General features: G+C 67.7%; 21 protein-coding genes. 9 read left to right on the plus strand and 12 right to left on the minus strand.

Annotated features, from left to right (window positions below; translation table 11 throughout):
• The first annotated feature begins 108 nt into the window (after positions 1-108).
• From BM060_RS05955 to BM060_RS05970, 4 genes are all read left to right on the plus strand, one after another.
• Entirely contained in the window at positions 109-1,470 is a 1,362-nt protein-coding gene (locus BM060_RS05955; RefSeq protein ID WP_074978175.1) for a CYTH domain-containing protein, read from the plus strand.
• 84 nt (positions 1,471-1,554) lie between these two features.
• On the plus strand, positions 1,555-3,339 hold the full coding sequence (tfpB, locus tag BM060_RS05960; protein WP_074978177.1) for a type IV pilus assembly ATPase TfpB: 1,785 nt from the start codon (positions 1,555-1,557) through the stop codon (positions 3,337-3,339).
• Positions 3,340-3,460: 121 nt separating this feature from the next.
• Positions 3,461-4,399, plus strand: a complete 939-nt coding sequence (locus BM060_RS05965) for an SPFH domain-containing protein (protein WP_043269777.1) — start codon at positions 3,461-3,463, stop codon at positions 4,397-4,399.
• Between the two features lie 3 nt (positions 4,400-4,402).
• Positions 4,403-4,849, plus strand: a complete 447-nt coding sequence (locus tag BM060_RS05970; RefSeq protein ID WP_074978179.1) for an NfeD family protein — start codon at positions 4,403-4,405, stop codon at positions 4,847-4,849.
• Positions 4,850-5,093: 244 nt separating this feature from the next.
• On the opposite strand, the gene BM060_RS05975 is transcribed toward BM060_RS05970, so the two are convergent.
• A complete protein-coding gene (locus tag BM060_RS05975) occupies positions 5,094-6,065 on the minus strand; it encodes an isopenicillin N synthase family dioxygenase (RefSeq protein WP_074978182.1) in 972 nt (323 codons plus the stop codon).
• A gap of 118 nt (positions 6,066-6,183) precedes the next feature.
• The gene (locus BM060_RS05980) at positions 6,184-7,269 is read right to left on the minus strand and encodes a BMP family ABC transporter substrate-binding protein (RefSeq protein WP_074978185.1); all 1,086 of its coding nucleotides are present in this window, start codon (positions 7,267-7,269) and stop codon (positions 6,184-6,186) included.
• A gap of 258 nt (positions 7,270-7,527) precedes the next feature.
• Between BM060_RS05980 and BM060_RS05985 the strand changes: the two genes are divergently transcribed.
• Positions 7,528-8,610, plus strand: a complete 1,083-nt coding sequence (locus BM060_RS05985) for a calcium:cation antiporter (protein ID WP_074978187.1) — start codon at positions 7,528-7,530, stop codon at positions 8,608-8,610.
• Positions 8,611-8,612: 2 nt separating this feature from the next.
• Positions 8,613-9,131: a nucleoside 2-deoxyribosyltransferase gene (locus tag BM060_RS05990; protein ID WP_074978190.1), complete on the plus strand. Its 519-nt coding sequence runs from the start codon at positions 8,613-8,615 to the stop codon at positions 9,129-9,131.
• A gap of 231 nt (positions 9,132-9,362) precedes the next feature.
• Here BM060_RS05990 and BM060_RS05995 read toward each other — a convergent pair whose 3' ends face one another.
• From BM060_RS05995 to BM060_RS06010, 4 genes are all read right to left on the minus strand, one after another.
• Entirely contained in the window at positions 9,363-9,701 is a 339-nt protein-coding gene (locus BM060_RS05995; protein WP_074978193.1) for a zinc ribbon domain-containing protein YjdM, read from the minus strand.
• Positions 9,702-9,757: 56 nt separating this feature from the next.
• Positions 9,758-10,381, minus strand: coding sequence for a c-type cytochrome (locus BM060_RS06000; protein WP_074978195.1), 624 nt, complete (start codon positions 10,379-10,381; stop codon positions 9,758-9,760).
• A gap of 188 nt (positions 10,382-10,569) precedes the next feature.
• A complete protein-coding gene (gene oadA / locus BM060_RS06005) occupies positions 10,570-12,393 on the minus strand; it encodes a sodium-extruding oxaloacetate decarboxylase subunit alpha (RefSeq protein ID WP_074978197.1) in 1,824 nt (607 codons plus the stop codon).
• A gap of 10 nt (positions 12,394-12,403) precedes the next feature.
• Positions 12,404-13,819, minus strand: a complete 1,416-nt coding sequence (locus BM060_RS06010) for an acetyl-CoA carboxylase biotin carboxylase subunit (RefSeq protein ID WP_009614928.1) — start codon at positions 13,817-13,819, stop codon at positions 12,404-12,406.
• 235 nt (positions 13,820-14,054) lie between these two features.
• Here BM060_RS06010 and BM060_RS06015 point away from each other — a divergent pair, with 235 nt between their 5' ends.
• Entirely contained in the window at positions 14,055-14,990 is a 936-nt protein-coding gene (locus BM060_RS06015) for a LysR family transcriptional regulator (RefSeq protein ID WP_116424636.1), read from the plus strand.
• Here BM060_RS06015 and BM060_RS06020 read toward each other — a convergent pair.
• The 5 genes from BM060_RS06020 to BM060_RS06040 form a co-directional block, all read right to left on the minus strand.
• Positions 14,944-15,156, minus strand: coding sequence for a PA3496 family putative envelope integrity protein (locus BM060_RS06020; RefSeq protein WP_043269785.1), 213 nt, complete (start codon positions 15,154-15,156; stop codon positions 14,944-14,946). The two genes, BM060_RS06015 and BM060_RS06020, sit on opposite strands and share 47 nt — an antisense overlap.
• A gap of 123 nt (positions 15,157-15,279) precedes the next feature.
• Positions 15,280-16,563: an NAD(P)/FAD-dependent oxidoreductase gene (locus BM060_RS06025; RefSeq protein WP_074978200.1), complete on the minus strand. Its 1,284-nt coding sequence runs from the start codon at positions 16,561-16,563 to the stop codon at positions 15,280-15,282.
• The gene (locus BM060_RS06030; RefSeq protein ID WP_074978202.1) at positions 16,560-17,303 is read right to left on the minus strand and encodes an amino acid ABC transporter ATP-binding protein; all 744 of its coding nucleotides are present in this window, start codon (positions 17,301-17,303) and stop codon (positions 16,560-16,562) included. The genes BM060_RS06025 and BM060_RS06030 overlap by 4 nt, the downstream gene beginning before the upstream one ends.
• Positions 17,300-17,956: an amino acid ABC transporter permease gene (locus BM060_RS06035; protein WP_074978297.1), complete on the minus strand. Its 657-nt coding sequence runs from the start codon at positions 17,954-17,956 to the stop codon at positions 17,300-17,302. Before BM060_RS06035 ends, BM060_RS06030 begins: the two co-directional genes overlap by 4 nt.
• A gap of 55 nt (positions 17,957-18,011) precedes the next feature.
• Positions 18,012-18,764, minus strand: coding sequence for an ABC transporter substrate-binding protein (locus BM060_RS06040; RefSeq protein ID WP_074978204.1), 753 nt, complete (start codon positions 18,762-18,764; stop codon positions 18,012-18,014).
• 147 nt (positions 18,765-18,911) lie between these two features.
• Between BM060_RS06040 and BM060_RS06045 the strand changes: the two genes are divergently transcribed.
• Positions 18,912-19,685 carry an IclR family transcriptional regulator gene (locus BM060_RS06045; RefSeq protein WP_074978206.1) on the plus strand — a complete coding sequence of 258 codons (774 nt, stop codon included), beginning with the start codon at positions 18,912-18,914 and terminating at the stop codon, positions 19,683-19,685.
• 10 nt (positions 19,686-19,695) lie between these two features.
• Here the strand turns inward: BM060_RS06045 and hexR are convergent, their stop codons facing one another.
• On the minus strand, positions 19,696-20,583 hold the full coding sequence (gene hexR / locus BM060_RS06050; RefSeq protein WP_009614923.1) for a transcriptional regulator HexR: 888 nt from the start codon (positions 20,581-20,583) through the stop codon (positions 19,696-19,698).
• A 107-nt stretch (positions 20,584-20,690) separates the two neighbouring features.
• Here hexR and zwf point away from each other — a divergent pair, with 107 nt between their 5' ends.
• Positions 20,691-22,160, plus strand: a complete 1,470-nt coding sequence (zwf, locus tag BM060_RS06055) for a glucose-6-phosphate dehydrogenase (RefSeq protein ID WP_135499873.1) — start codon at positions 20,691-20,693, stop codon at positions 22,158-22,160.
• The last annotated feature ends 367 nt before the right edge of the window (positions 22,161-22,527 follow it).

Here is a 22,527-nt window from a genome sequence, read left to right on the forward strand (position 1 = left end):
GCCGGAACAGCGCCGACGGGGTGCTGTCCTGTACACTAACGGGCTTCGACGAACGCCCCCGCGCCAGGCCCTGCGGGCCCGTCTACCCTTTCCTTCCCGGACTCCGCCATGCAGAAAGAAACCGAAATCAAGCTGCGCGCCAGCCGCGAGACCCTCGAGGCGCTGCGCGACCACCCGCTGCTGAAGAAGCGCAACAAGTCCGGCTGGCAGCAGAGCGAGCTGTACAACCAGTACTACGACACCCCCGGCCGCGACCTGGCCCGGGCCAAGGTCGCGCTGCGCCTGCGCCGCGACGGCGAGCAGTACATTCAGACGCTGAAGAGCCGCGGCCACAGCGTCGCCGGGCTGTCCGAGCGCAACGAGTGGGACTGGTACCTGGACAAGCCCGAGCTGGACCTGGGCAAGCTCGACGACAGCTGCTGGCCGGCGGCCCTGGCCGACCTCGACAAGCAGCAGCTGCAGCCGATCTTCAGCACCGATTTCACCCGCCAGCGCGCCGAGATCGCCTGGGGCCGCGGCAAGACCAAGGTGGCGATCGAAGCCGCCCTCGACCTGGGCAAGGTCGTCGCCGACCAGCAGGAAGAGGAAATCTGCGAGCTGGAGCTGGAACTGCGCCAGGGCGAGCCCGCGGCGCTGCTGGAACTGGCCGCGGAGCTGGCCGCCGACCTGCCGCTGATGCCCTGCGACATCAGCAAGGCCGAACGCGGCTACCGGCTGTTCGACCCGGCCAGCTACACGGTGCACCCGGACACCCAGAAGCTGCTGGCGGAAACCCCGCTGGACGGCGCCTTCGCCGCCATCGCCTGGTCGCTGCTGGGCAGCAGCCAGCGCCTGGCCGAGCAGTACCGCTTCAACGGCCACTGGCGCCTGCTGCAAGAATGGCTGCAGCAGCTAGTGGACCTGCGCGCCCTGCTCGGCAGCCTCGGCCAGGCCGCGCCGCGCGCCAGCAGCCGCGAGCTGCGCACCGCGCTGGACGCGCTGATCGGCGACTGGCGCCCGCGCATCGAACAGGGCGAGGCCGACGAAACCGCGCGCCAGCAGGCGCCGGAAGCCTTCCGCGCCGAACTCGGCCAGACGCGCTGGGGCCTGTTCTCCCTGCAGGCCTCGCGCTGGCTGCTGGCCCGCGCCTGGCAGGAAGGCCGCAACGAGCGCGGCGACCGCCAGGGCGCCGCGGCCCTGGGCAAATGGCTGCCGCGCCTGCTCGCCGAGGAGGCCGAGGGCCTGCCCCTGGCCCGCGCCCAACAGCAGCCGGAACTGCTCGCCGAACAACTGCCGCGCCTGCAACGCCTGCTGGTGTGGCTGCGCCTGGCCCGCGGCGTGCTCGACCTGCCCGAGGCCGACCGCCTCTACGGCGAACTGGCCAAGCTGGAACAGGCCCTGCACCGGCGCGACAGCGCGGACCTGGATGCTCTCGCCGCCCAGGCCCATACTGTGCTGACCCTCAAGCCCTGGAAGGCGCTTTTGAAATAAGCTGGGGAACCCGACGGCGCGGGCCGGACTCAGACCAGCTCCACCCGCAGCCGTCCGCGGCACACACGAACGCAGGGAGTCCGAATGTCCGTCTTCGCTTCGCCCGCCCAGGATCGCTGGCTTGACCTGGCCGATATCCTCCACGAGCTGGTCGCCCAGGGCCGCGTCGCGCAGAACGACGCCGAACAGTGCCTGGCGATCCGCCGCAGCGCGGTGAAGAACCAGCAGCACCCCCTGGAATTCCTCGCCGCCCAGCAGGTGCCGGACCAGCACCGCCCCGGCCGCCACCTGGACCTCGACGCCCTGGTGCACTGGCTGGCCGAGTATTCCGGCCAGCCCTACCTGCGCATCGACCCGCTGAAGATCGACGTCGCCGCGGTCACCCCGCTGATGTCCTACGCCTTCGCCCAGCGCCACAGGATTCTCGCCGTGGCGGTGGCGCCGGACAGCGTCACCATCGCCAGCGCCCAGCCCTTCGTGCACAGCTGGGAAGGCAACCTGACCCACGTGCTCAAGCGCCCGATCAAGCGCGTGGTGTGCAACCCGCAGGACATCCAGCGCTTCACCACCGAGTTCTACCGCCTGGCCAAGTCGGTCAGCGGCGCCTCCGCCCAGGACATGAAGACCAGCGGCGTGGGCAACTTCGAGCAGCTGCTCAACCTGGGCGCCAGCGACCAGGAGCCGGACGCCAACGACGCGCACATCGTCACCATCGTCGACTGGCTGTTCCAGTACGCCTTCCAGCAGCGCGCCAGCGACATCCACATCGAGCCGCGGCGCGAGCAGGGCACGGTGCGCTTCCGCATCGACGGCGTGCTGCACAACGTCTACCAGTTCCCGCCGCAGGTCACCATGGCGGTGGTCAGCCGCCTGAAGTCCCTGGGCCGCATGAACGTCGCCGAGAAGCGCAAGCCCCAGGACGGCCGGGTGAAGACCAAGACCCCGGACGGCGCCGAGGTGGAACTGCGCCTGTCGACCCTGCCCACCGCCTTCGGCGAGAAGATGGTGATGCGGATCTTCGACCCCGAGGTGCTGCTCAAGAGCTTCGACCAGCTGGGCTTCTCCCCCGAGGACCTGCGCCGCTGGCAGAGCATGACCAACCAGCCCAACGGCATCATCCTGGTCACCGGGCCCACCGGCTCGGGCAAGACCACCACCCTGTACACCACGCTCAAGCAGCTGGCCACGGACGAGGTGAACGTCTGCACCATCGAGGACCCGATCGAGATGATCGAGCCCTCGTTCAACCAGATGCAGGTGCAGCACAACATCGACCTGACCTTCGCCAGCGGCGTGCGCGCCCTGCTGCGGCAGGACCCGGACATCATCATGGTCGGCGAGATCCGCGACCTGGAGACCGCCGAGATGGCCATCCAGGCGGCGCTGACCGGGCACCTGGTGCTCTCCACCCTGCACACCAACGACTCGCCCACGGCCATCACCCGCCTGCTCGAACTGGGCGTGCCCTACTACCTGATCCGCGCCACCGTGCTCGGCGTCATGGCCCAGCGCCTGGTGCGCACCCTGTGCCCGCACTGCAAGGCGCCGCTGGAGCTGGAGGAGAGCGACTGGCAGGAGCTGACGCGGCCGTGGAACGCCCCGCTGCCCACCGGCGCGCAGCAGGCGGTAGGCTGCCTGGAATGCCGCGACACCGGCTACCGCGGGCGCGCCGGGGTGTACGAGATCATGCTGCTGACCGACAGCCTGAAGGAACAGATCACCGCCGACACCGACCTCATCCCGCTGCGCCGCCAGGCCTTCAAGGAAGGCATGCGCAGCCTGCGCCTGTCCGGCGCGCAGAAGGTCGCCGCGGGCCTGACCACCATCGAGGAAGTGCTGCGGGTGACGCCGCAGAGCGAGCAGAAATAGGAAATCTCCGAGTCCGATGTGCTCGCGGGATGACACGGGAAAGCGTTAGCTTTGCCCGCTTGCCCCGCCCCTCCGGGGGCCGGGCGCCACGGAAGTCCGAATCGACCAAGGAGTGCAGCAAATGGAAACCGGCAGTGTCCTGATCCTCTTCGTCATCCTCGCGGTGGCGATCGTGTTCATGGGCTTCAAGGTGGTACCCCAGGGCAACGAGTGGACGGTGGAGCGCTTCGGCCGCTACACCGGCACCCTCAAGCCGGGGCTGAACATCATCGTCCCGGTGATGGACCGCGTCGGGCAGAAGATCAACATGATGGAGCGGGTGCTGGACATCCCCCCGCAGGAAGCCATCAGCGCCGACAACGCCATCGTGCAGATCGATGCGGTGTGCTTCTACCAGGTGGTCGACGCGGCGCGCGCGGCCTACGAGGTCAGCGGCCTGGAGAACGCCATCCGCAACCTGGTGATGACCAACATCCGCACCGTGCTCGGCTCCATGGAGCTGGACCACATGCTCAGCCAGCGCGACGCCATCAACGAGCGCCTGCTGCGCACCGTCGACGAGGCCACCGCGCCCTGGGGCCTGAAGGTCACCCGCATCGAGATCAAGGACATCAGCCCGCCGGCCGACCTGGTGGAAGCCATGGCCAGCCAGATGAAGGCCGAGCGCCTCAAGCGCGCGCAGATCCTCGATGCCGAGGGCAAGCGCGCCGCGGAAATCCTCACCGCCGAGGGCGAGAAGCAGGCGCAGATCCTCAAGGCCGAAGGCCAGCGCCAGGCCGCCTTCCTCGAGGCCGAGGCCCGCGAGCGCCAGGCCGAGGCCGAGGCGCGGGCGACCCAGGTGGTCTCCGAGGCCATCGCCAGCGGCAACGTGCAGGCGGTGAACTACTTCGTCGCGCAGAAATACGTCGACGCCCTCGGCCAGCTGGCCGCCTCGAACAACAGCAAGATAGTGCTGATGCCGCTGGAAGCCAGCCAGGTGATAGGCGCGGTGGGCGGCATCGGCGAGATCGTCAAGGCCACCTTCGGCGATGGCGCCCCGGGCGCCAAGGGCCGGGGCTGAGCCATGTGGGGCTATCTGCAACACCTGAGCTTCTGGGACTGGCTGGCCTTCGGCACCCTGCTGCTGATCCTCGAGGTGTTCGGCGCCGGCGGCTACCTGCTGTGGATCGGCATCGCCGCCGCGGCCACCGGGGTGCTCGCCTTCTTCGCCCCGGCCCTGGCCTGGACCTGGCAGTTCCTCGCCTTCGGCATCCTGGCGCTGCTCACCGTGGTGTTCTGGTGGCGCTACCAGCACCGCCCGGGCGCCGGCGAAGCCGCCAGCGGCCTGAACCGCCGCGGCAGCGAGCTGGTCGGACGGCAGTTCACCCTGCACGACGCCATCATCGGCGGCCGCGGCAAGATCCGCGTCGGCGACAGCCTGTGGCTGGTCAGCGGCCCCGACCTGCCGGCCGGCGCCCAGGTGAAGGTCACCGGGCAGGATGGCGCGGTGCTGTTGGTCGAGCCAGCCTGAACCCGTAGGCCGGCTGCGCCGAGGTGCTTTTCGTAGGATGGGTTGAGCTTGCGAAACCCATGCGGTCGTGGCGATGGGTATCGCTTCGCTCAACCCATCCTATGGGGCAACTGCTCTTCGTAGGAGCGAGCTTGCTCGCGAACAATCCCGGCCATGACGCCGCCGGTCAATCCGTTCGCGAGCAAGCTCGCTCCTACGAGAAGCCCGTCCTCGTTCCAGCGCGATTCGCGGATGAAATCCGCTCCTACAATGCCTTCACCTCTTCCCCGCGGCGGTAGGCGTAGGTCGCGGCGAAGCGCGAGGTCAGCCATTCGCCGCAGGTGGTCGGCGGGTACTTCGGCGGGTTGTCGGCGTCGAAGCAGCCCGGCAGGCATTCGATGGCAGTGTCCATGTGCGGCTCGGCGAAGAACGGCATCGAATAGCGGTCCACGCCCTGGGGGCTGATCACCCGGTGCGGGGTCGAGCGGTACCTGTCGTTGCTCCAGCGCGCCATCATGTCGCCGATGTTGACCACGAAGGTGCCCTCGATGGGCGGCGCGTCTATCCACTGGCCCTGGCGGTTCTGCACCTGCAGGCCGCCGGCGTCGTCCTGGTACAGCAGGGTCACGCAGCCGTAGTCGGTGTGTGCGCCAGCACCCGGCTGGTCGGCGCTCTGCCGCGCCGCGGCCGGCGGGTAGTGGATCATGCGGAACACGCTGACCGGCTGCTCGAAGCGCCGGTCGAAGAAGTCTTCCTCTATCTCCAGGGCGATGGCCAGGGCGCGCAGCACTGTCTTCGCCAGCTCCAGCATGTCGGCGTAGTGCCCTTCCAGCAGCGCCTCCCAACCCGGCAGGTCCGGGTGGCGGTTGGGCCCGTAGAAGGACTTGCCGGCGACCACGTCCGGGTGGTCGGCCGGCAGGTGCAGGGCCATGTCGAAGGTTTCCTTGAAATCGCTGGGCAGAGCCGGGTCCAGCTGCTCGGTGGCGATGGCGCCGTAGCCACGGTGATTCCTGCTCTGGGTGATGTCGATCTTCAGCTTCTCGCTGGCCGGCTGGGCGAAGAAGCCGCGCGCGGCCTCCAGCAGCTCGGCGAAGCGCTGCGCCGGGATCGGATGGCCCTGGATGTAGAAGAAGCCCCATTCGCGGCAGGCGGCGTCGACCTGCCGGGCCACCTCGGCCCAGGCGGTGCTGTCGGCGGCGTAGAGCGGGGCGATGTCGATGATGGGTAGGCGGTCCATGGTCGGTCTCGTGCAGGCCTCTCGTAGGAGCGAGCTTGCTCGCGAACAATCCCGGTAATGGCGCCGCCGGTTGATCCGTTCGCGAGCAAGCTCGCTCCTACAAAAGGGGTTCACCGGGTCATTTCGGCAGCTCGGCCTTGATGCCTTCCACGTAGTAGTCCATCGCGGCCAGGTCGGCGTTGCTGGCCACGGCGCCGGCGGCGATGCGTTCCTTGCCGCTCTGGTCCTTGATCGGCCCGGTGAAGGGATGGAAGGCGCCGCTCTTGATGTCGGCGATCAGCTTGCTCGCCTCGGCCTGCACGTCGGCCGGCAGCACGTCCTTGTTCAGCGGCAGGACGATGGTGTCCTCGGCCAGGCCTCCCCAGAAGTCCTGCGGTTTCCAGCTGCCGTCCATGACCGCCTGGGTGGCCTTGATGTAGTGCGGGCCCCAGTCGTTGACGATGGAGGTCAGCACGGTCTTCGGCCCGAAGTGCTGCATGTCCGAGGCGTAGCCCACGGCGTACACGCCGCGGCGCTCGGCGGCCTGGATCGGCGCCGGGCTGTCGGTGTGCTGGAAGATCACGTCCACGCCCTGGTCGATCAGCGCGTTGGCCGCGTCCGCCTCCTTGCCCGGGTCGAACCAGGTGCTCACCCACATCACTTTCAGCTCGGCCCGGGGGTCGTACTTGTGCAGCGCCAGCTGGATGGAGTTGATGTCGCGGATCACCTCGGGGATCGGGAAGGAGGCGATGTAGCCGATCTTGTGCGTCTTGGTCATCTTCGCCGCCAGGTAGCCACCGACGTAGCGGCCCTCGTAGGAGCGCGACAGGTAGGTGCCGAGGTTCCTGTCACGCTTGTAGCCGGTGGCGTGCTCGAAGGTCACCTTGGGGAACTGCTTGGCCACCTTGGCGGTGGGGTTCATGAAGCCGAAGGAGGTGGTGAAGATCAGCCCGTAGCCGTCCTTGGCCATGTTGCGGATCACCCGCTCGGCGTCGGCGCCCTCGGCGACGTTCTCGACGAAGCTGGTCTGCACCTTGTCGCCGAAGTGTTCCACCAGCTCGCGGCGGCCCATCTCGTGCTGGTAGGTCCAGCCGTGGTCGCCGACGGGGCCGACGTAGACGAAGCCGACCTTCAGCGGTTCGGCCGCCGCCGCGCCGAGGCTGGCGCCAAGGCCCATGGCCAACGCCAGGCCACGCAGCAGGGTGTTCAGGGTCTTGTTCTTCATGGTGCGGGGACGCTCCTGTCGATGCAGTGTCGGGGCCGGAAGGTGCATGGCCCTCCGGGGCGCTTCGCCCAATGCAATAACCTGACCAGGTGGACAGGTGCCGCGCGCCAGGCGGCCGCGCCCTGTGCGGCGGTGCCGCGCGCGTCTTGCATTGGTGCGCCCATGCCACCTGCTGGTGCGCCCCGGCGACGGTGGGCAAGGCCCCGGGCAAGGCCTAAGATGGGCGCCTCTATCCCATGGAACGGATGTCCCCCGACGATGCTGCGCCTGCTCAAAGACGAGAAACTCCTCCTCCTCGCCCTGCTCCTGGCGGTGCTGGTCTACCCCCTGGAACACAGCCTGCTCGAAGGCGGCAAGACCCTGGCCGGGGTGATCGCCACTGTCCTGCTGGCCTCGATCATCAGCGTCTCGCTGCGCGTGGCGCACCACGCCGAGATTCTCGCGGAGAAGGTCGGCGAGCCCTACGGCACCATGATCCTGACCCTCGCCGCGGTGCTGGTGGAGGTGGTCATCCTGGCCATCATGATGGGCCACAACCACTCACCCACCCTGGCCCGCGACACCATCTACGCCGCGGTGATGCTGGACATGAACGGCATCCTCGGCCTGGCCGCGCTGCTCGGCGGCCTGAAGCACGGCGAGCAGTCGTACAACGACGACTCCGGCAAGACCTACGTGACCATGATCCTCACCGCGGTGGGCATCTCCATGGTGGTCCCGGAGCTGATCCCAGCGGCGCAGTGGAAGCTCTACTCGCTGTTCACCATCGGCTGCATGGTCATGCTCTACGGGCTGTTCCTGCGCATGCAGACCGGCCAGCACAGCTACTTCTTCGCCTACAACTACGCGGTGCACGGCGAGCAGCAGCACGGCCACGAGGCCCACGGCAGCACGCGCCAGTCCATGGCCCTGCTGGTGGCCGGGGTGGTGCTGATCGGCGCGCTGGCCGAGGTCATGTCCAAGGCCCTGGACGTCAGCCTGGAAGGCAGCGGCGTGCCACCGATCGTGCCGGCGCTGCTGGTGGCGGCCATCTCCGCCAGCCCGGAAATCCTCACCGCGCTGCGCGCCGCGCTGGCCAACCGCATGCAACCGGTGGTCAACATCGCCCTGGGCGCCTCGCTGTCCACGGTGATCCTCACCGTGCCGGTCATCGAGGCCCTGGCGCTGTTCAAGGGCCAGCCGATCCAGATGGCGATGACGCCGCTGCAGACCGGCATGATGTTCATCACCCTGGTGGTGGCGGGCTTCAACCTGCACGACGGCAAGACCAACGCCATCGAGGGCATGACTCACTTCGTGCTCTTCGCCACTTTCCTGATGCTGTCGTTCATGGGGTTGTGACCATGCTGAAGATCTACCTCGCCGGCCCCGACGTGTTCCGCCCCGACGCCGCCGGGCACGGCGCGCAGCTCAAGGCGCTGTGCGCGGAATACGGGTTCGAGGGGCTGTTCCCGCTGGACGTCCAGGTGCCGGCGGAAATCACCGAGCCGCACCAGCAGGCGATCTGGATCTACCGCGCCAACCTGCGCCTGATCGCCGAGGCCGACTGCGTGCTGGCCAACCTGGCATCGTTCCGCGGTAGCGAGCCGGACAGCGGCACCTGCTTCGAGGTCGGCTACGCCGCGGCCCTGGGCAAGCCGCTGTACGGCTACCTGCCGGACGCCGGCAGCTACGTCGAGCGCATGCGCCGCAAGTACCCGGAATGGCTCGGCCAGCAGCCCGGCCGTGACCGCGACGGCAACGTCCTGGAAGCCTTCGGCCTGCCGCTGAACCTGATGCTGGCGGTGCCCACCCAGATCGTCTCCGGCGGCCCGCGCGAAGCCCTGGAGCTGCTGCGCCAGGATCTGCAGCCGGCGGAATGATCGTAACCGCGCCCATGTAGGAGCGCGCCCTGCGCGCGATTCGCGGGCAGGGCCCGCTCCTACACGACTGCGCCGAGGCGCTTTTCGTAGGATGGGTTTCGCAAGCTCAACCCATCCTACGGGAGCCCGGAAATGACGTAGGAGCGGACTCCGTCCGCGATGGGCCGGGCCCAGGCACGGCGATCGCGGATGAATCCGCTCCTACAAAAGAAGAAGAGAAGCCCGAGCGGCTCAGACCTTCTTCACGAACTCCGACTTCAGCTTCATCGCGCCGATGCCGTCGATCTTGCAGTCGATGTCGTGGTCGCCGTCCACCAGGCGGATGTTCTTCACCTTGGTGCCGACCTTGACCACCAGGGACGAGCCCTTGACCTTCAGGTCCTTGATCACGCTGACGGTGTCGCCATCCTGCAGCACGTTGCCGACGGCGTCCTTGATCACCTTGGCGTCGCCCTCGCCTTCGGCGGCGGCATCGGCCGACCATTCATGGGCGCATTCCGGGCAGACCAGCAGCGCGCCGTCCTCGTAGGTGTATTCGGAATTGCATTTGGGGCAGGGTGGCAGGCTCATGGTCTCTATCACTGACAGTGGGAAAAGACCGCGCATTATATAAGGATTTGCCCGCCTCAGGGGTGCAATTGCTGCAGGTAGGCCGCCAGCGCCTCGATATTCCCGGCCTGCAGCTGCGACGCCACCGCCAGCATGGTCGAGCCGGCACGGCGCGGGTCCTTGTCGCGGTAGGCCTCCAGCGTTCGCTGCAGGTAGGTCGCCGGCTGCCCGGCGATACGCGGGACACCCTGCTGGCCCAACCCCTGCGGGCCATGACAGGCCACGCAGACCTGCCCGAACAGCGCCTCGCCCCTGGCACGCAGCGCATCGTCCACCGCGCCCTGGCGCGGCAGCACCTGCTGCTGGCTGTAGTACACGGCGATGTTCACCCGCTCGTCGAGGCTCAGCATCCGGGCCGCCTGGTTCATCACGAAGTCGGTGCGCTGCCCGCTGGCGTAGCGCTCGAAGGCAGTGAACAGGTAGCCCGGGGCCTGCGCGGCCAGGTTCGGGATGTGGTCGCGCCGGCTGTTGCCGTCGTCGCCGTGGCAGTTGCGGCACAGCACGATGCGCTCGTGGCCGGCGGCATAGGCCTGCTCGCGCTTGGCGGGGTCGGCCATGATGGCGTCGAAGCGCGCCTGGGCGGCCTCGTCGCCCAAGGCGGTACAGCTGACGGTCAACAGCAGAGCAATCGCGAAACGCATCGCCTCCTCCCCGGAACTCGGCCTGCGGCTTGCCGTTTATAGGCTTGCGCGTGGCGAAGGGCCTGGATGCAGGTCAATGAAGCGGCGAGCCGGCCGCGCCGGAAGGTGATGGCTTTCGCAAAGGCATAAAAAAGGGGGAGCATCGTGCTCCCCCGGGGACTGAACCTTGAGACCCGTCTGTCCGTCGGTCAGCCTTCAATCTCGATCAGCACCTCGCCCGGGTTGACGCGGTCACCCTTGGCTACGTGGATCGCCTTGACGGTGCCGGCGATGGGCGCCTGCACCTCGGTTTCCATCTTCATGGCTTCGGTGATCAGCACGGCCTGGCCGGCCTTCACGCTGTCGCCTTCCTTCACCAGCACGTCGACGATGTTGCCCGGCATGGTGGTGCTGACGTCACCCGGCGCGCTGGCGTGCTTGCGCTTGTTGCCGCCGCCGCCGATGAACTCGTTGAGCGGCTCGAACACCACTTCCTCGGGCATGCCGTCGATGGACAGGTAGAAGTGGCGCTTGCCGTCGGTCTTCACGCCGACGCCGGTGATGTCCACGCGGTAGCTCTCGCCGTGCACGTCGACCACGAACTCGGTCGGCACGCCTTCGCCGCCGGCCGCGGCCACGCCGTTGCCGCTGGGGATCGGCAGCAGTTCCTCGGGCTTCAGGGCGCCGGCCTCGCGTTCCTCGAGGAACTTGCGGCCGATGTCCGGGAACATGGCGAAGGTCAGCACGTCCTCTTCGGACTTGGCCAGCGCGCCGATCTCGCCGCGCAGCTTGTCCAGCTCGGGCTTGATCAGGTCGGCCGGGCGCACGTCGATGACTTCCTCGTTGCCGATGGCCTGGCGTCGCAGCTGCTCGTTGATCTGGCCCGGGGCCTTGCCGTAGCGGCCCTGCAGGTACAGCTTCACCTCGTTGGTGATGGTCTTGTAGCGCTCGCCGGCCAGCACGTTGAAGAACGCCTGGGTGCCGACGATCTGCGAGGTCGGGGTGACCAGGGGCGGGAAGCCCAGGTCCTCGCGCACCCGCGGGATCTCTTCGAGCACTTCGGCCATGCGGTTGAGGGCGCCCTGCTCCTTCAGTTGGTTGGCCAGGTTGGAGATCATGCCGCCGGGCACCTGGTTGACCTGCACGCGGGTGTCCACGCCGGTGAATTCGCTTTCGAACTGGTGGTACTTCTTGCGCACGGCGTGGAAGTACATGCCGACTTCCTGGATCAGCTCCAGGTCCAGGCCGGTGTCGTAGGGGGTGTTGCGCAGCGCCGCGACCATCGACTCGGTGCCCGGGTGGCTGGTGCCCCAGGCCATGCTGGAGATGGCGGTGTCGATGCGGTCGGCGCCGTTCTCCACGGCCTTGAGCTGGCACATGCTGGCCACGCCGGCGGTGTCGTGGGAGTGCACCACCACTTCCAGGGGCAGGGCGTCCTTCAGGGCCTTGACCAGGTCGCCGGTGGCGTAGGGGGTCAGCAGGCCGGCCATGTCCTTGATGGCGATGGAGTCCACACCCATGGCCGCCATGGCCTTGGCCTGGGCGACGAAGGCGTCGATGGTGTGCACCGGGCTGGTGGTGTAGCAGATGGTGCCCTGGGCGTGCTTGCCGGCGGCCTTCACCGCCTCGATGGAGACGCGCAGGTTACGCACGTCGTTCATCGCGTCGAAGATGCGGAACACGTCGATGCCGTTGACCGCGGCCTTGGCCACGAAGGCGCGCACCACGTCGTCGCTGTAGTGGCGGTAGCCCAGCAGGTTCTGCCCGCGCAAGAGCATCTGCAGGCGGGTGTTGGGCAGCGCGGCCTTGAGCTTGCGCAGGCGCTCCCACGGGTCTTCCTTGAGGAAGCGCACGCAGGCGTCGAAGGTGGCGCCGCCCCAGACTTCCAGGGACCAGTAGCCGACCTTGTCGAGCTTGTCGCAGATCGGCAGCATGTCCTCGGTGCGCATGCGGGTGGCCAGCAGCGACTGGTGCGCGTCGCGCAGGATGGTATCGGTGACGCTTATTTTTTTCGACTCAACGGTCTTGCTCATTCGATAATCCTCACAGGCCAGCGTGGGCGGCAATGGCGGTAGCGATGGCGATGGCCAGGTGCGACGGGTTGCGCTTGATCGAGTACTGGGTCAGCTCCGGGTGGCTTTCGACGAAGCTGGTGTTGAACTGGGCGCTGCGGAACTCCGGGTTCTTGAGGATTTCCTGGTAGTAGGGCGCGGTGGTCTTCACGCCTTGCACGCGCATGTCGTCCAGGGCGCGCAGGCCGCGGTCCAGGGCCTCTTCCCAGGTCAGCGCCCAGACGATCAGCTTCAGGCACATGGAGTCGTAGTACGGCGGAATGGTGTAGCCGGTGTAGATCGCCGTGTCGGTGCGCACGCCGGGGCCGCCGGGCGCGTAGTAGCGGGTGATCTTGCCGAACGAGGGCAGGAAGTTGTTCTTCGGGTCCTCGGCGTTGATGCGGAACTGCAGGGCATAGCCGCGGTGCTGGATGTCTTCCTGCTTGACCGAGAGCGGCAGGCCGGAGGCCACGCGGATCTGCTCGCGGACGATGTCGATGCCGGTGATTTCCTCGGTGATGGTGTGCTCCACCTGCACCCGGGTGTTCATCTCCATGAAGTACACCTCGCCATCGGCGAGCAGGAACTCCACGGTGCCGGCGTTCTCGTAGCCCACGGCCTTGGCCGCGCGCACCGCCAGGTCGCCGATGTAGGCGCGCTGCTCGGGGGTCAGCTGCGGGCTGGGGGCGATCTCGATGAGCTTCTGGTTGCGGCGCTGGATCGAGCAGTCGCGCTCGAACAGGTGCACGGTGTTGCCGAAGGAGTCGGCGAGGATCTGCGCCTCGATGTGCTTCGGGTTGACGATGCACTTCTCGAGGAAGACTTCCGCGCTGCCGAAGGCCTTGGTGGCCTCGGAGATGACGCGGGGGAAGTTCTGCTCCAGCTCCTCGCGGCTGTTGCAGCGGCGGATGCCGCGGCCGCCGCCGCCGGAGGTGGCCTTGAGCATCACCGGGTAGCCGATGCGCTCGGCCTCGGACAGCGCCTCGGCGAGGTCGGCGACGTTGCCCTCGGTGCCCGGGGTACAGGGCACGTCGGCGGCGATCATGCTGCGCCGCGCTTCGGTCTTGTCGCCCATGCGGCGGATCACTTCCGCCGACGGGCCGATGAACTTGATGCCGCGCTCGGCGCAGATTTCCGCAAGCTCGGCGTTCTCGGAAAGGAAGCCGTAGCCCGGGTGCAACGCGTCGCAGCCGGTTTCCACCGCCAGGTTCACCAGGGCGCGCGGGTTGAGGTAGCCGGCCAGCGGGTCGGCGCCGATGCTGTGCGCCTCGTCGGCGCGCTTCACGTGCAGGGCGTGGCGGTCGGCGTCGGAGTAGACGGCCACCGAACGGATGCCCATCTCGGCGCAGGCACGCACGATGCGGACAGCGATCTCCCCACGGTTGGCGATCAGGATTTTCTTGATCACTTGCGGTTTCCCTCGACCGGGGCTCGTGGACCCGGCACTTGAACCAATCGGCAATCCGCCGCGGAGCGATCCGCGTCGGTTCGGCGCAATGCCGGAGCAGGGTTCCGGCGTTTTTTTACCCTACGCGGGATCGAGGATTACCCAAAATCAATATTTATTGGGATAGCCATAATTTTTGACTTATAGTCGAGCGAACTGACCCGTGCGGGAGCCGGTGCGAATGCGTAAGTCCTTGATGCGAATGACACTTCGCCAACTGCAGGTATTCCGTGCGGTGTGCGAGAGCCGTTCCTACAGCCGCGCCGCGGAGGAAATGGCGCTGACGCAGCCGGCGGTCAGCCTGCAGATCCGCCAGCTGGAGGAACTGGTCGGCCAGCCGCTGTTCGAGTACATCGGCAAGAAGCTCTACCAGACCGACGCCGCCGACGCCCTGCTGCGCGCCAGCACCGACATCTTCCAGCGCCTGGAAGTGCTGGACATGCAGCTCTCCGACCTCAAGGGCTCGCTGCAGGGCCAGCTGCGCCTGGCGGTGGAGTCCAGCGCCAAGTACATCACCCCGCACCTGTTCGCCGCCTTCCAGAAGCAGCACCCGGACGTCAGCCTGCACCTCACCGTGGTCAACCGCGCCCAGGTGATCAAGCGCCTGTCGGACAACCGCGACGACCTGGTGATCATGTCCCTGGTGCCGCAGGACATGGCCCTGGAGTTCCTGCCCTTCCTGAACAACCCGATCGTCGCGGTGGCGCCGCCCGACCACCCGCTGTGCAGCGCCGCCAAGCTGTCGCTGAAGGACCTGGAATCCTGGCCGCTGCTGATCCGCGAGCCGGGCTCGGGCACGCGCAAGGCCTGCGAGGAACACTTCCAGCAGAAGCGCGCGCACTTCCCGCAGACGCTGGAATTCGCCTCGCTGGAAGGCTCACGGGAAGGGGTATTGGCCGGCCTCGGCCTGGCCCTGCTGCCGCGCCACGCGGTGAGCCGCGAACTGCGCGCCGGGCTGCTGCGCGAACTGCCGGTGGAGGAGCTGCCGCTCTACCGCAGCTGGTGCCTGGTGCACGCCCGCGGCAAGCGCCTGAGCCCGGTGGCCCAGGCCTTCGTCGCCTTCATCCGCGAGGAGCGCGCGCTGATCAGCCAGCTGGCCGAGCGCTTTTCACCGACGCCCGCGCAGAATTGAGGTAGTTGGCGGCGATCAGGTCGGGATAATCGGACATCTCGCGGTCGAGGCGTTGCGCTTCGAGGCGCTCTTCGATGGCCCGGCGGAACTGCATTCGGCGCTGGTCCTCGAGCTTGCGGCGGGTCTTGCTGTCCAGGTGCTGGGTGTCGTCGATATGGCGTTGCATCTCGCATCTCCCAAGGCCGAAGGGCTGGAGACGCCAGGATGCGGACGACGGATGACAATTTGAGGGCGCGGCGGTGAAGCGCCGGTGACGCCGACGAGTGGTCGGCGCCCCTCCAGGCATCCCTCAGAACAACGCATCCAGGCAGCGGTACCAGGCGATGGCCGCGCCCAGGTAGAGCCGCTGCAGGCCATGCAGCGGGATCGGCTTCAGCGGCGCCGGCGGCAGCGGGAAGCGCTCGCCACGCCCGGCCAGGCGCAACGCCATATGCCGGCCCAGCGTGGTGGCCATGGCCACGCCGCGGCCGTTGTAGCCCAGCAGCGTCGACAACCCCGGCGCCGGTTCGTGCAGGTGCGGCAGGAAGTCCTGGGTCAGCGCCACCCGGCCACTCCAGCGGTACTCGATGGGCACCCCGGCCAGCTGTGGATAAAGCTGCGCCAGGGATCGCTGCAGATGGCTCCAGTCGCCGTCGCCGGCGGGTTCGCTGAACGGCCCTCGCCCGCCCAGCAACAGGCGGCCCTGGGCATCACGCTTGAAGTAGAGCAGCAGGCGCCGGGCATCCGAGCAGACCTCGCCGCCGGGCAGCACGCTCGCCGCCAGTTCCGGCGACAGTGGGCGGGTGGCGATGATGAAGCTGTTCGCCGCGATCAAGGTGCGGCGCAGGCCCGGCCACAGGCCATCGGTGTAGCCATTGGTCGCCAGCAGCACCTTTTCCGCGCGTACCCGCGCACCGCCGGCCAACTCCAGCTGCCAGCGCCCGGCCTGGCGCTGCAGGCTCAGCACCGGGCTGTGGCCATGCACCCGCGCCCCGGCGGCCAGCGCGGCGCGCACCAGGCCACGCACGTAGCTCAGCGGCTGCACGCTGCCGGCGCGCGGATCGACCCAGGCGCCGAGATAATGTTCGTTGCCGATGCGCCGGGCCACCGCCTCACGGTCCAGCAGTTCCACGGGCACGCCGCGCCGGCGCCATTGCTCGGCGCGCTGCTCGATGCCACGCAGCGCCGCCGGTGACGCCGCCGGCTGGATCCAACCCTTGCGGGTGGCATCGCAGTCGATGCCGTGGCGCTGGATCAGGTTGAACACCTCGTCGGCGGCGTTTCCCGCCACTTCGCACAGGTATTCCCCCTGCTCACCGAATTTCGCCAGCAATTGCTCCGGGTCGAACTTCAGCCCCGGAATGACCTGGCCGCCGTTGCGCCCCGAGGCGCCCCAGCCCGGCTCGCCGGCATCCAGCACGCAGGCGCGGATGCCCAGCTCCGCCAGGTGCAGGGCGGTGGACAGGCCGGTGAAGCCGGCCCCAACGATGGCGACATCCGTTTCCAGATCGCCCTGCAGGGGCGGCGTCGCTTGCGCCGGCGTGGCGCTGGCTGCCCACAGGGACTGGGGCAGGTGGCGTGGCGCGACGCTCATGCCTGCACCCCCGACGGTTCCAGCAGGCGCCTGAGGAAGTCCCGGGTGCGCTGATGCTGCGGCGCCCCCAGCACCTGTTGCGGCGGCCCTTCCTCGACGATGCGGCCGCTGTGCAGGAAGCACACCTTGTCCGCCACTTCGCGGGCGAAGCCCATCTCGTGGGTGACCACGATCATGGTCATGCCCTCGTCGGCCAGGCGGCGCATCACGCCCAGTACCTCGCCGACCAGTTCGGGGTCGAGCGCCGAAGTCGGCTCGTCGAAGAGAATCGCCTTGGGCTGCATGGCCAGCGCGCGGGCAATGGCCACGCGCTGCTGCTGGCCGCCGGAGAGTTCGTCGGGGTAGGCCTCGACACGGTGCGCCAGGCCGACCTTGTCGAGCAGCGCCAGGGCCCGCTCGCGCACTTCGCGAACCGGCTCCTTCTTCACGTAGACCGGGCCTTCCATCACGTTCTCCAGCACGTTGCGGTGGGGGAACAGGTTGAAGCGCTGGAACACCATGGCCACCTGGGTGCGGATGGCATGGATGCTGCCGGCGTGCCGGTCGACCTTGGCGTCGGACACCAGCACCTCGCCGCCCTGGTAGTCCTCCAGGCCGTTGATGCAGCGCAGCAGCGTGGACTTGCCGGAACCGGACGGGCCGATCAGGCACACCACCTCGCCGCTGTCGACGCTCAGGTCGATGCCTTCGAGCACCGCCACGTCGCCGTAGCTCTTGTGCAGGTCGCGGATGCGGATCATCGCTTGCTCCTCCGGCCGATACGCGCCTCGAGGCGGCGCAGGGCGAACGACAGCGGCAGGCTCATGGCCAGGTAGAGCAGCGCCACCAGGGTGTAGACGGTCATGTTCTCGAAGGTCGAGGAGGCGATCAGCTGGCCGGCGCGGGTCATCTCCGCGACCGTGATGGTGGAGACCAGCGAGGAGTCCTTGAGCATCATCACCAGGGTGTTGCCGTAGGGCGGCAGGGCGATGCGGAAGGCCTGCGGCAGCACCACCCGGCGCATCACCATGGCGCCGCGCATGCCGAGGGACTCGGCAGCCTCGATCTGCCCCTGATGGATGGCCTGGATGCCGGCGCGGAAGTTCTCCGCCTGGTACGCCGAGTAGGCGATGCCCAGGCCGATCACCCCGGCCTGGAAGGCGCTGAGCTGGACACCGAAATCCGGCAGGACGAAATAGATGTAGAACAGCTGGACGATGATCGGCAGGCCGCGGATGACGTTGACGACGGTGGTGCCGGCCAGCGCCAGGGCGCGGTAGCGGGAGACCATCATCAGCGCCAGGGCCAGGCCGATCAGCGAACTGAGCAGGAAGGACGCCGCCGTGACCTGCAGGGTGATCACCGCCCCCTTGAGCAGGATGGGCAGGAAATCCATGGCGTTCTGAAGAAACATGGCGATTACCTGGTAGAGCGCGAAGGCGCCGCCCACGGGCGCGGGCGGCGACGGATCAGTCGAGGTTCCACTTGGCGCGGATGCGCTGCAGGGTGCCGTCGGCGCGGATGCTGGCGATGCCCCGGTTGACGCGCTGCAGCAGCGCCGGGTCGTCCTTGCGCAGCACCAGGCTGACGTCGCCGTGGATCACCGGCTGGTAGTCGCGGACCAGGCGCACCTTGGACTGGCCGCCCTTGGCCAGTTGGTAGGCCAGCACCGGCTGGTCGGCGAAGGCCGCCTTGATGCGGCCCAGGGCCAGGTCGCGGAGCAGGTCGTTGATGGAGTCGTAGCCGCGCACTTCCTTGAAGATGCCGCGCTTGTTCAGCTCGTCGAGGAACACGGTGCCGACCTGGGCGCCGACCACCTCGCCCTTGAAGTCGTCCATGCGGGTATAGGCGCCGCTGTCGTCGGCGCGCACCACCAGGCCCTCGCCATAGGAGAACACCGGGTCGGAGAACTGCACGACCTTTTCCCGCGGCGGCGTCTTGAGCATGGCCGCGGAGATCAGGTCGATCTTCCCGGAGGTCAGCGAGGGGATCAGCGCGGCGAAGTTGGTCTGCTGGATCTGCGTGTCGAAGCCGGCGGCCTTGCCCACCGCTTCCACGGTGTCGACCATCATCCCCTGGATGCTCTGGCTCTGGATGTCGAGGAAGGTGAAGGGGACGCCGGTGGAGGTGGCGCCGACCTTGAGGGTCTCGGCCGCGGCGGGGCCGGCGAACAGCGCCGAGGCGGCGCAGGCGAGAACGAAGGCACGGATGCTCTGATGCATGGTGGGTCTCCCAGTGGACGCTCATTGTTGTGGTTGTGCGTGTGGGTACCTCTGGATCGGCAGGAGGCGATTCGGACGATATATTCAATTTACAAAAATCGCAAAGAGATTTATAAGTATCGAATATCGATATGGAGAAGACAAAAAATGTCTGAAGGGAGCCTGCTGTTCAATCAGTCGCTGGAGAAGGGCCTGGCGGTGCTGCGCGCCTTCGATGCGCGCCGGCGCACCATGAGCCTGGCGGAAGTGGCCGAGGCAGCGGGAATCAACAAGAGTTCGGCGCAGCGCATGGTGCACACCCTCGAAGCGCTGGGCTACCTGCGCAAGCATGAGCAGACGCGGCGTTTCCAGCTGACGCCGAAGGTCATGGAGATCGGCTACAACTACCTGGCCGCGGACACCCTGGTGGACGTGGCCAACCCCTTCCTGGCCGAGCTGTCGCAGATCACCGGGGAAACCACCAACCTCACCGAGCCCGACGGCCTGGACATGGTCTACGTGGCGCGCTTCGTGGCGCCCAAGTTCATCCCCATCCACATGCCCATCGGCAGCCGCATCCCGATGTACTGCACCGGTTGCGGCCGCGCCTACCTCAGCGGCCTGGACGACGAGGAGGCCGCGGAAATGCTACGACGCAGCGAGCCGCAGCGCCTGACGCAGAACACCCTGACCGACGTCGAGGCGATCCTCGAGACCGTGCGCACGGCGCGCAGCAAGGGCTATGCGGTGAATGCGGAAGAGATGTTCCTGGGCGACATGAGCATCGCCGCGCCCATCCTCGACAGCCGCGGCCAACCGGTGGCCGCCGTCCACGTGGTGGCGCCGACCAGCCGCTGGAGCCGGGAAGATGCCGAGCGCAAGCTGGCGCCGGCGGTGATCGAGTGCGCGCGGGCGATCCGCACGTCGATCCGAGCGCTCTGAGGCAGGTGCCTCAGGACGTCTCTTCCGGGCGCGGTTCCTCGTGGCTCTTCACCACCTTGGGCGACAGGCGCAGGCTGCGCAGGCTACGCTTGACGCTCTTGAGGTGGTTGACCAGGTCCGGGCCGCGGGCCATGGCCACGCCCATGGCCAGCACGTCGATCACCACCAGATGGGCGATGCGCGAGGTCAGCGGGGTGTAGATGTCGGTGTCTTCGTGGACGTCCACCGCCAGGTTCACCGTGGCCAGGTCGGCCAGCGGGGTCTGGCTGGGGCACAGGGTGATGAGGGTGGCGCCGGCCTCGCGGACCAGGTTGGCGGTCACCAGCAGGTCCTTGGAGCGGCCGGACTGCGAGATGCAGATGGCCACGTCGCTGGGCTTCAGGGTCACCGCCGACATCGCCTGCATGTGCGGGTCGGAATAGGCCGCGGCCGACAGCAGTAGGCGGAAGAACTTGTGCTGGGCGTCGGCGGCCACCGCGCCGGAGGCGCCGAAGCCGTAGAACTCCACGCGCTGGGCGTGGGCGATGGCGGCGATGGCGCGCTCCAGGGCGTGGGTGTCGAGCTTCTCGCGCACTTCCATCAGCGAATGCAGGGTGGTGTCGAAGATCTTCAGGCTGAAGTCGGTGACCGAGTCGCTTTCGCTGATCGCGAACTGGCCGAAGCTGGCGCCGGCGGCCAGGCTCTGCGCCAGCTTCAGCTTGAGGTCCTGGAAGCCGGTGCAGCCGATGGCGCGGCAGAAGCGCACGATGGTCGGCTCGCTGACGCCTACCCCGTGGGCGAGGTCGGCCATGGAGCTGTGCATGACCGAGGCGGGGTCCTGCATCACGTGATCGGCGACCTTGAGTTCCGACTTGCGAAGCAGATGACGCGACTGGGCAATGTGCTGCAACAGGTTCACTGGGCTGGACTCGGCTATGATCGGCGGATGGGATGTAGTCGGCCTGTAGTTATACTACAAGTCAGGTGGTCACGCCCAGGCAATAAGTGGTGGAGCAGTACCCGATGATGTCCGAATCTTCCGCATTTCCCCTTTCCTGCGACATTCTGGTGTTCGGTGGCACCGGCGACCTGGCGCTGCACAAGCTGCTGCCGGCGCTCTACCACCTGCACCGCGAGGAGCGCCTGCCGGCCGACACCCGCATCCTCGCCCTGGCCCGCAGCCAGCGCTCGCAGGAGGCCTACCTGGCGCTGGCCGAGCGGCACTGCCGGGCGCAGGTCGCGCGGGCCGACTTCAGCGTCGCCGACTGGCAGAGCTTCGCCACGCGCCTGGACTACCTGGCCATGGACGCCTCGCAGAGCGCCGACTTCAGCCGCCTGCGCCAGCGCCTGAAGTTCGGCCACGAGCGCGTGCTGGTGCACTACCTGGCCACCGCCCCGGACCTCTTCGCGCCCATCGCGCAGAACCTCAAGGTCGCGGGCCTCGCCGGGCCGAACACGCGCATAGTGCTGGAGAAGCCGCTGGGCCATTCGCTGGAGTCGGCGCGGGCGATCAACCAGGCCATCGGCCAGGTGTTCGACGAGTCGCGGGTGTTCCGCATCGACCACTACCTGGGCAAGGAGACGGTGCAGAACCTGCTGGCCCTGCGCTTCGCCAACACCCTGTTCGAGCCGCTGTGGCGCAGCGCCTACGTCGACCACGTGCAGATCAGCGTCAACGAGACCCTCGGCGTGGAAAACCGCGGCGCCTACTACGACCACGCCGGGGCCATGCGCGACATGGTGCAGAACCACCTGCTGCAGCTGCTGTGCCTGGTGGCCATGGAGGTGCCGGTGCACTTCGACGCCGAATCGGTGCGCGACGAGAAGCTGAAGATCCTCCAGGCCCTGCGCCCGATCGGCGGCCTCGACGTGCAGGACCGCACCGTGCGCGGCCAGTACGGCGCCGGGCGGATCGGCGGCCAGGAGGTGCCGGCTTACTGGTTCGAGAAGAACGTGGACAACGACAGCGACACCGAGACCTTCGTCGCCCTGCGCGCCGAGATCGACAACTGGCGCTGGGCCGGCGTGCCCTTCTACCTGCGCACCGGCAAGCGCATGGCGAAGAAGTGCTCGGAGATCGTCATCCAGTTCAAGCCGGTGCCCCATGCCCTGATCGGCGACGGCAGCGGCCCGGCCAACCGCCTGTGGATAAGGTTGCAGCCGGAGGAGCGCATCAGCCTGCAGCTGATGACCAAGACCCCCGGCAAGGGCATGCGCCTGGAACCGGCCGAGCTGGACCTGAACCTGGCGCAGACAGCCAGCCCCGGCAAGCGCCGCTGGGACGCCTACGAGCGCCTGCTGCTGGACGTGATCCAGGGCGACTCGACGCTGTTCATGCGCCGCGACGAGGTGGAAGCCGCCTGGCGCTGGATCGACCCGATCATCGCCGGCTGGCAGGAGCACTACCAGCGCCCGCGGCCCTATCCCGCCGGCAGCAATGGGCCGGAGCAGGCGCAGATGATGCTGGAGTTGCAGGGGCGGCGGTGGTTGGAGTGAGGTAGTGGGTCCGCTTTTCGTAGGAGCGAGCTTGCTCGCGAACGGGGCTTCGCCGGCAATTTCGGTGCTTGACCTGGAGAGCGCCCTCTCCCTAACCCTCTCCCTGAAGGGAGAGGGGACCGTTGGGCAGAACTGGATACTCTGGAGTTAGCCGGCAGCACCGAAGGTTTCCGGCTGAAACCATTCCTCCTCTCGGCACGGACTAGCCCCCTCTCCCTTCAGGGAGAGGGCTGGGGAGAGGGAGCGGAGTCAATCCAAAGCTCCGCTGCAACCGGGAAACTCCATTCGCGAGCAAGAACTAGGCGTCCCCCTCGCTCCTACGAAAAGCCCACCAGCAACATTGACCCCGCTCAGGGCACCAAACCCC

Origin of the sequence: Pseudomonas citronellolis, assembly GCF_900112375.1 — a bacterium.
Taxonomy (GTDB): Bacteria; Pseudomonadota; Gammaproteobacteria; order Pseudomonadales; family Pseudomonadaceae; genus Pseudomonas; species Pseudomonas citronellolis.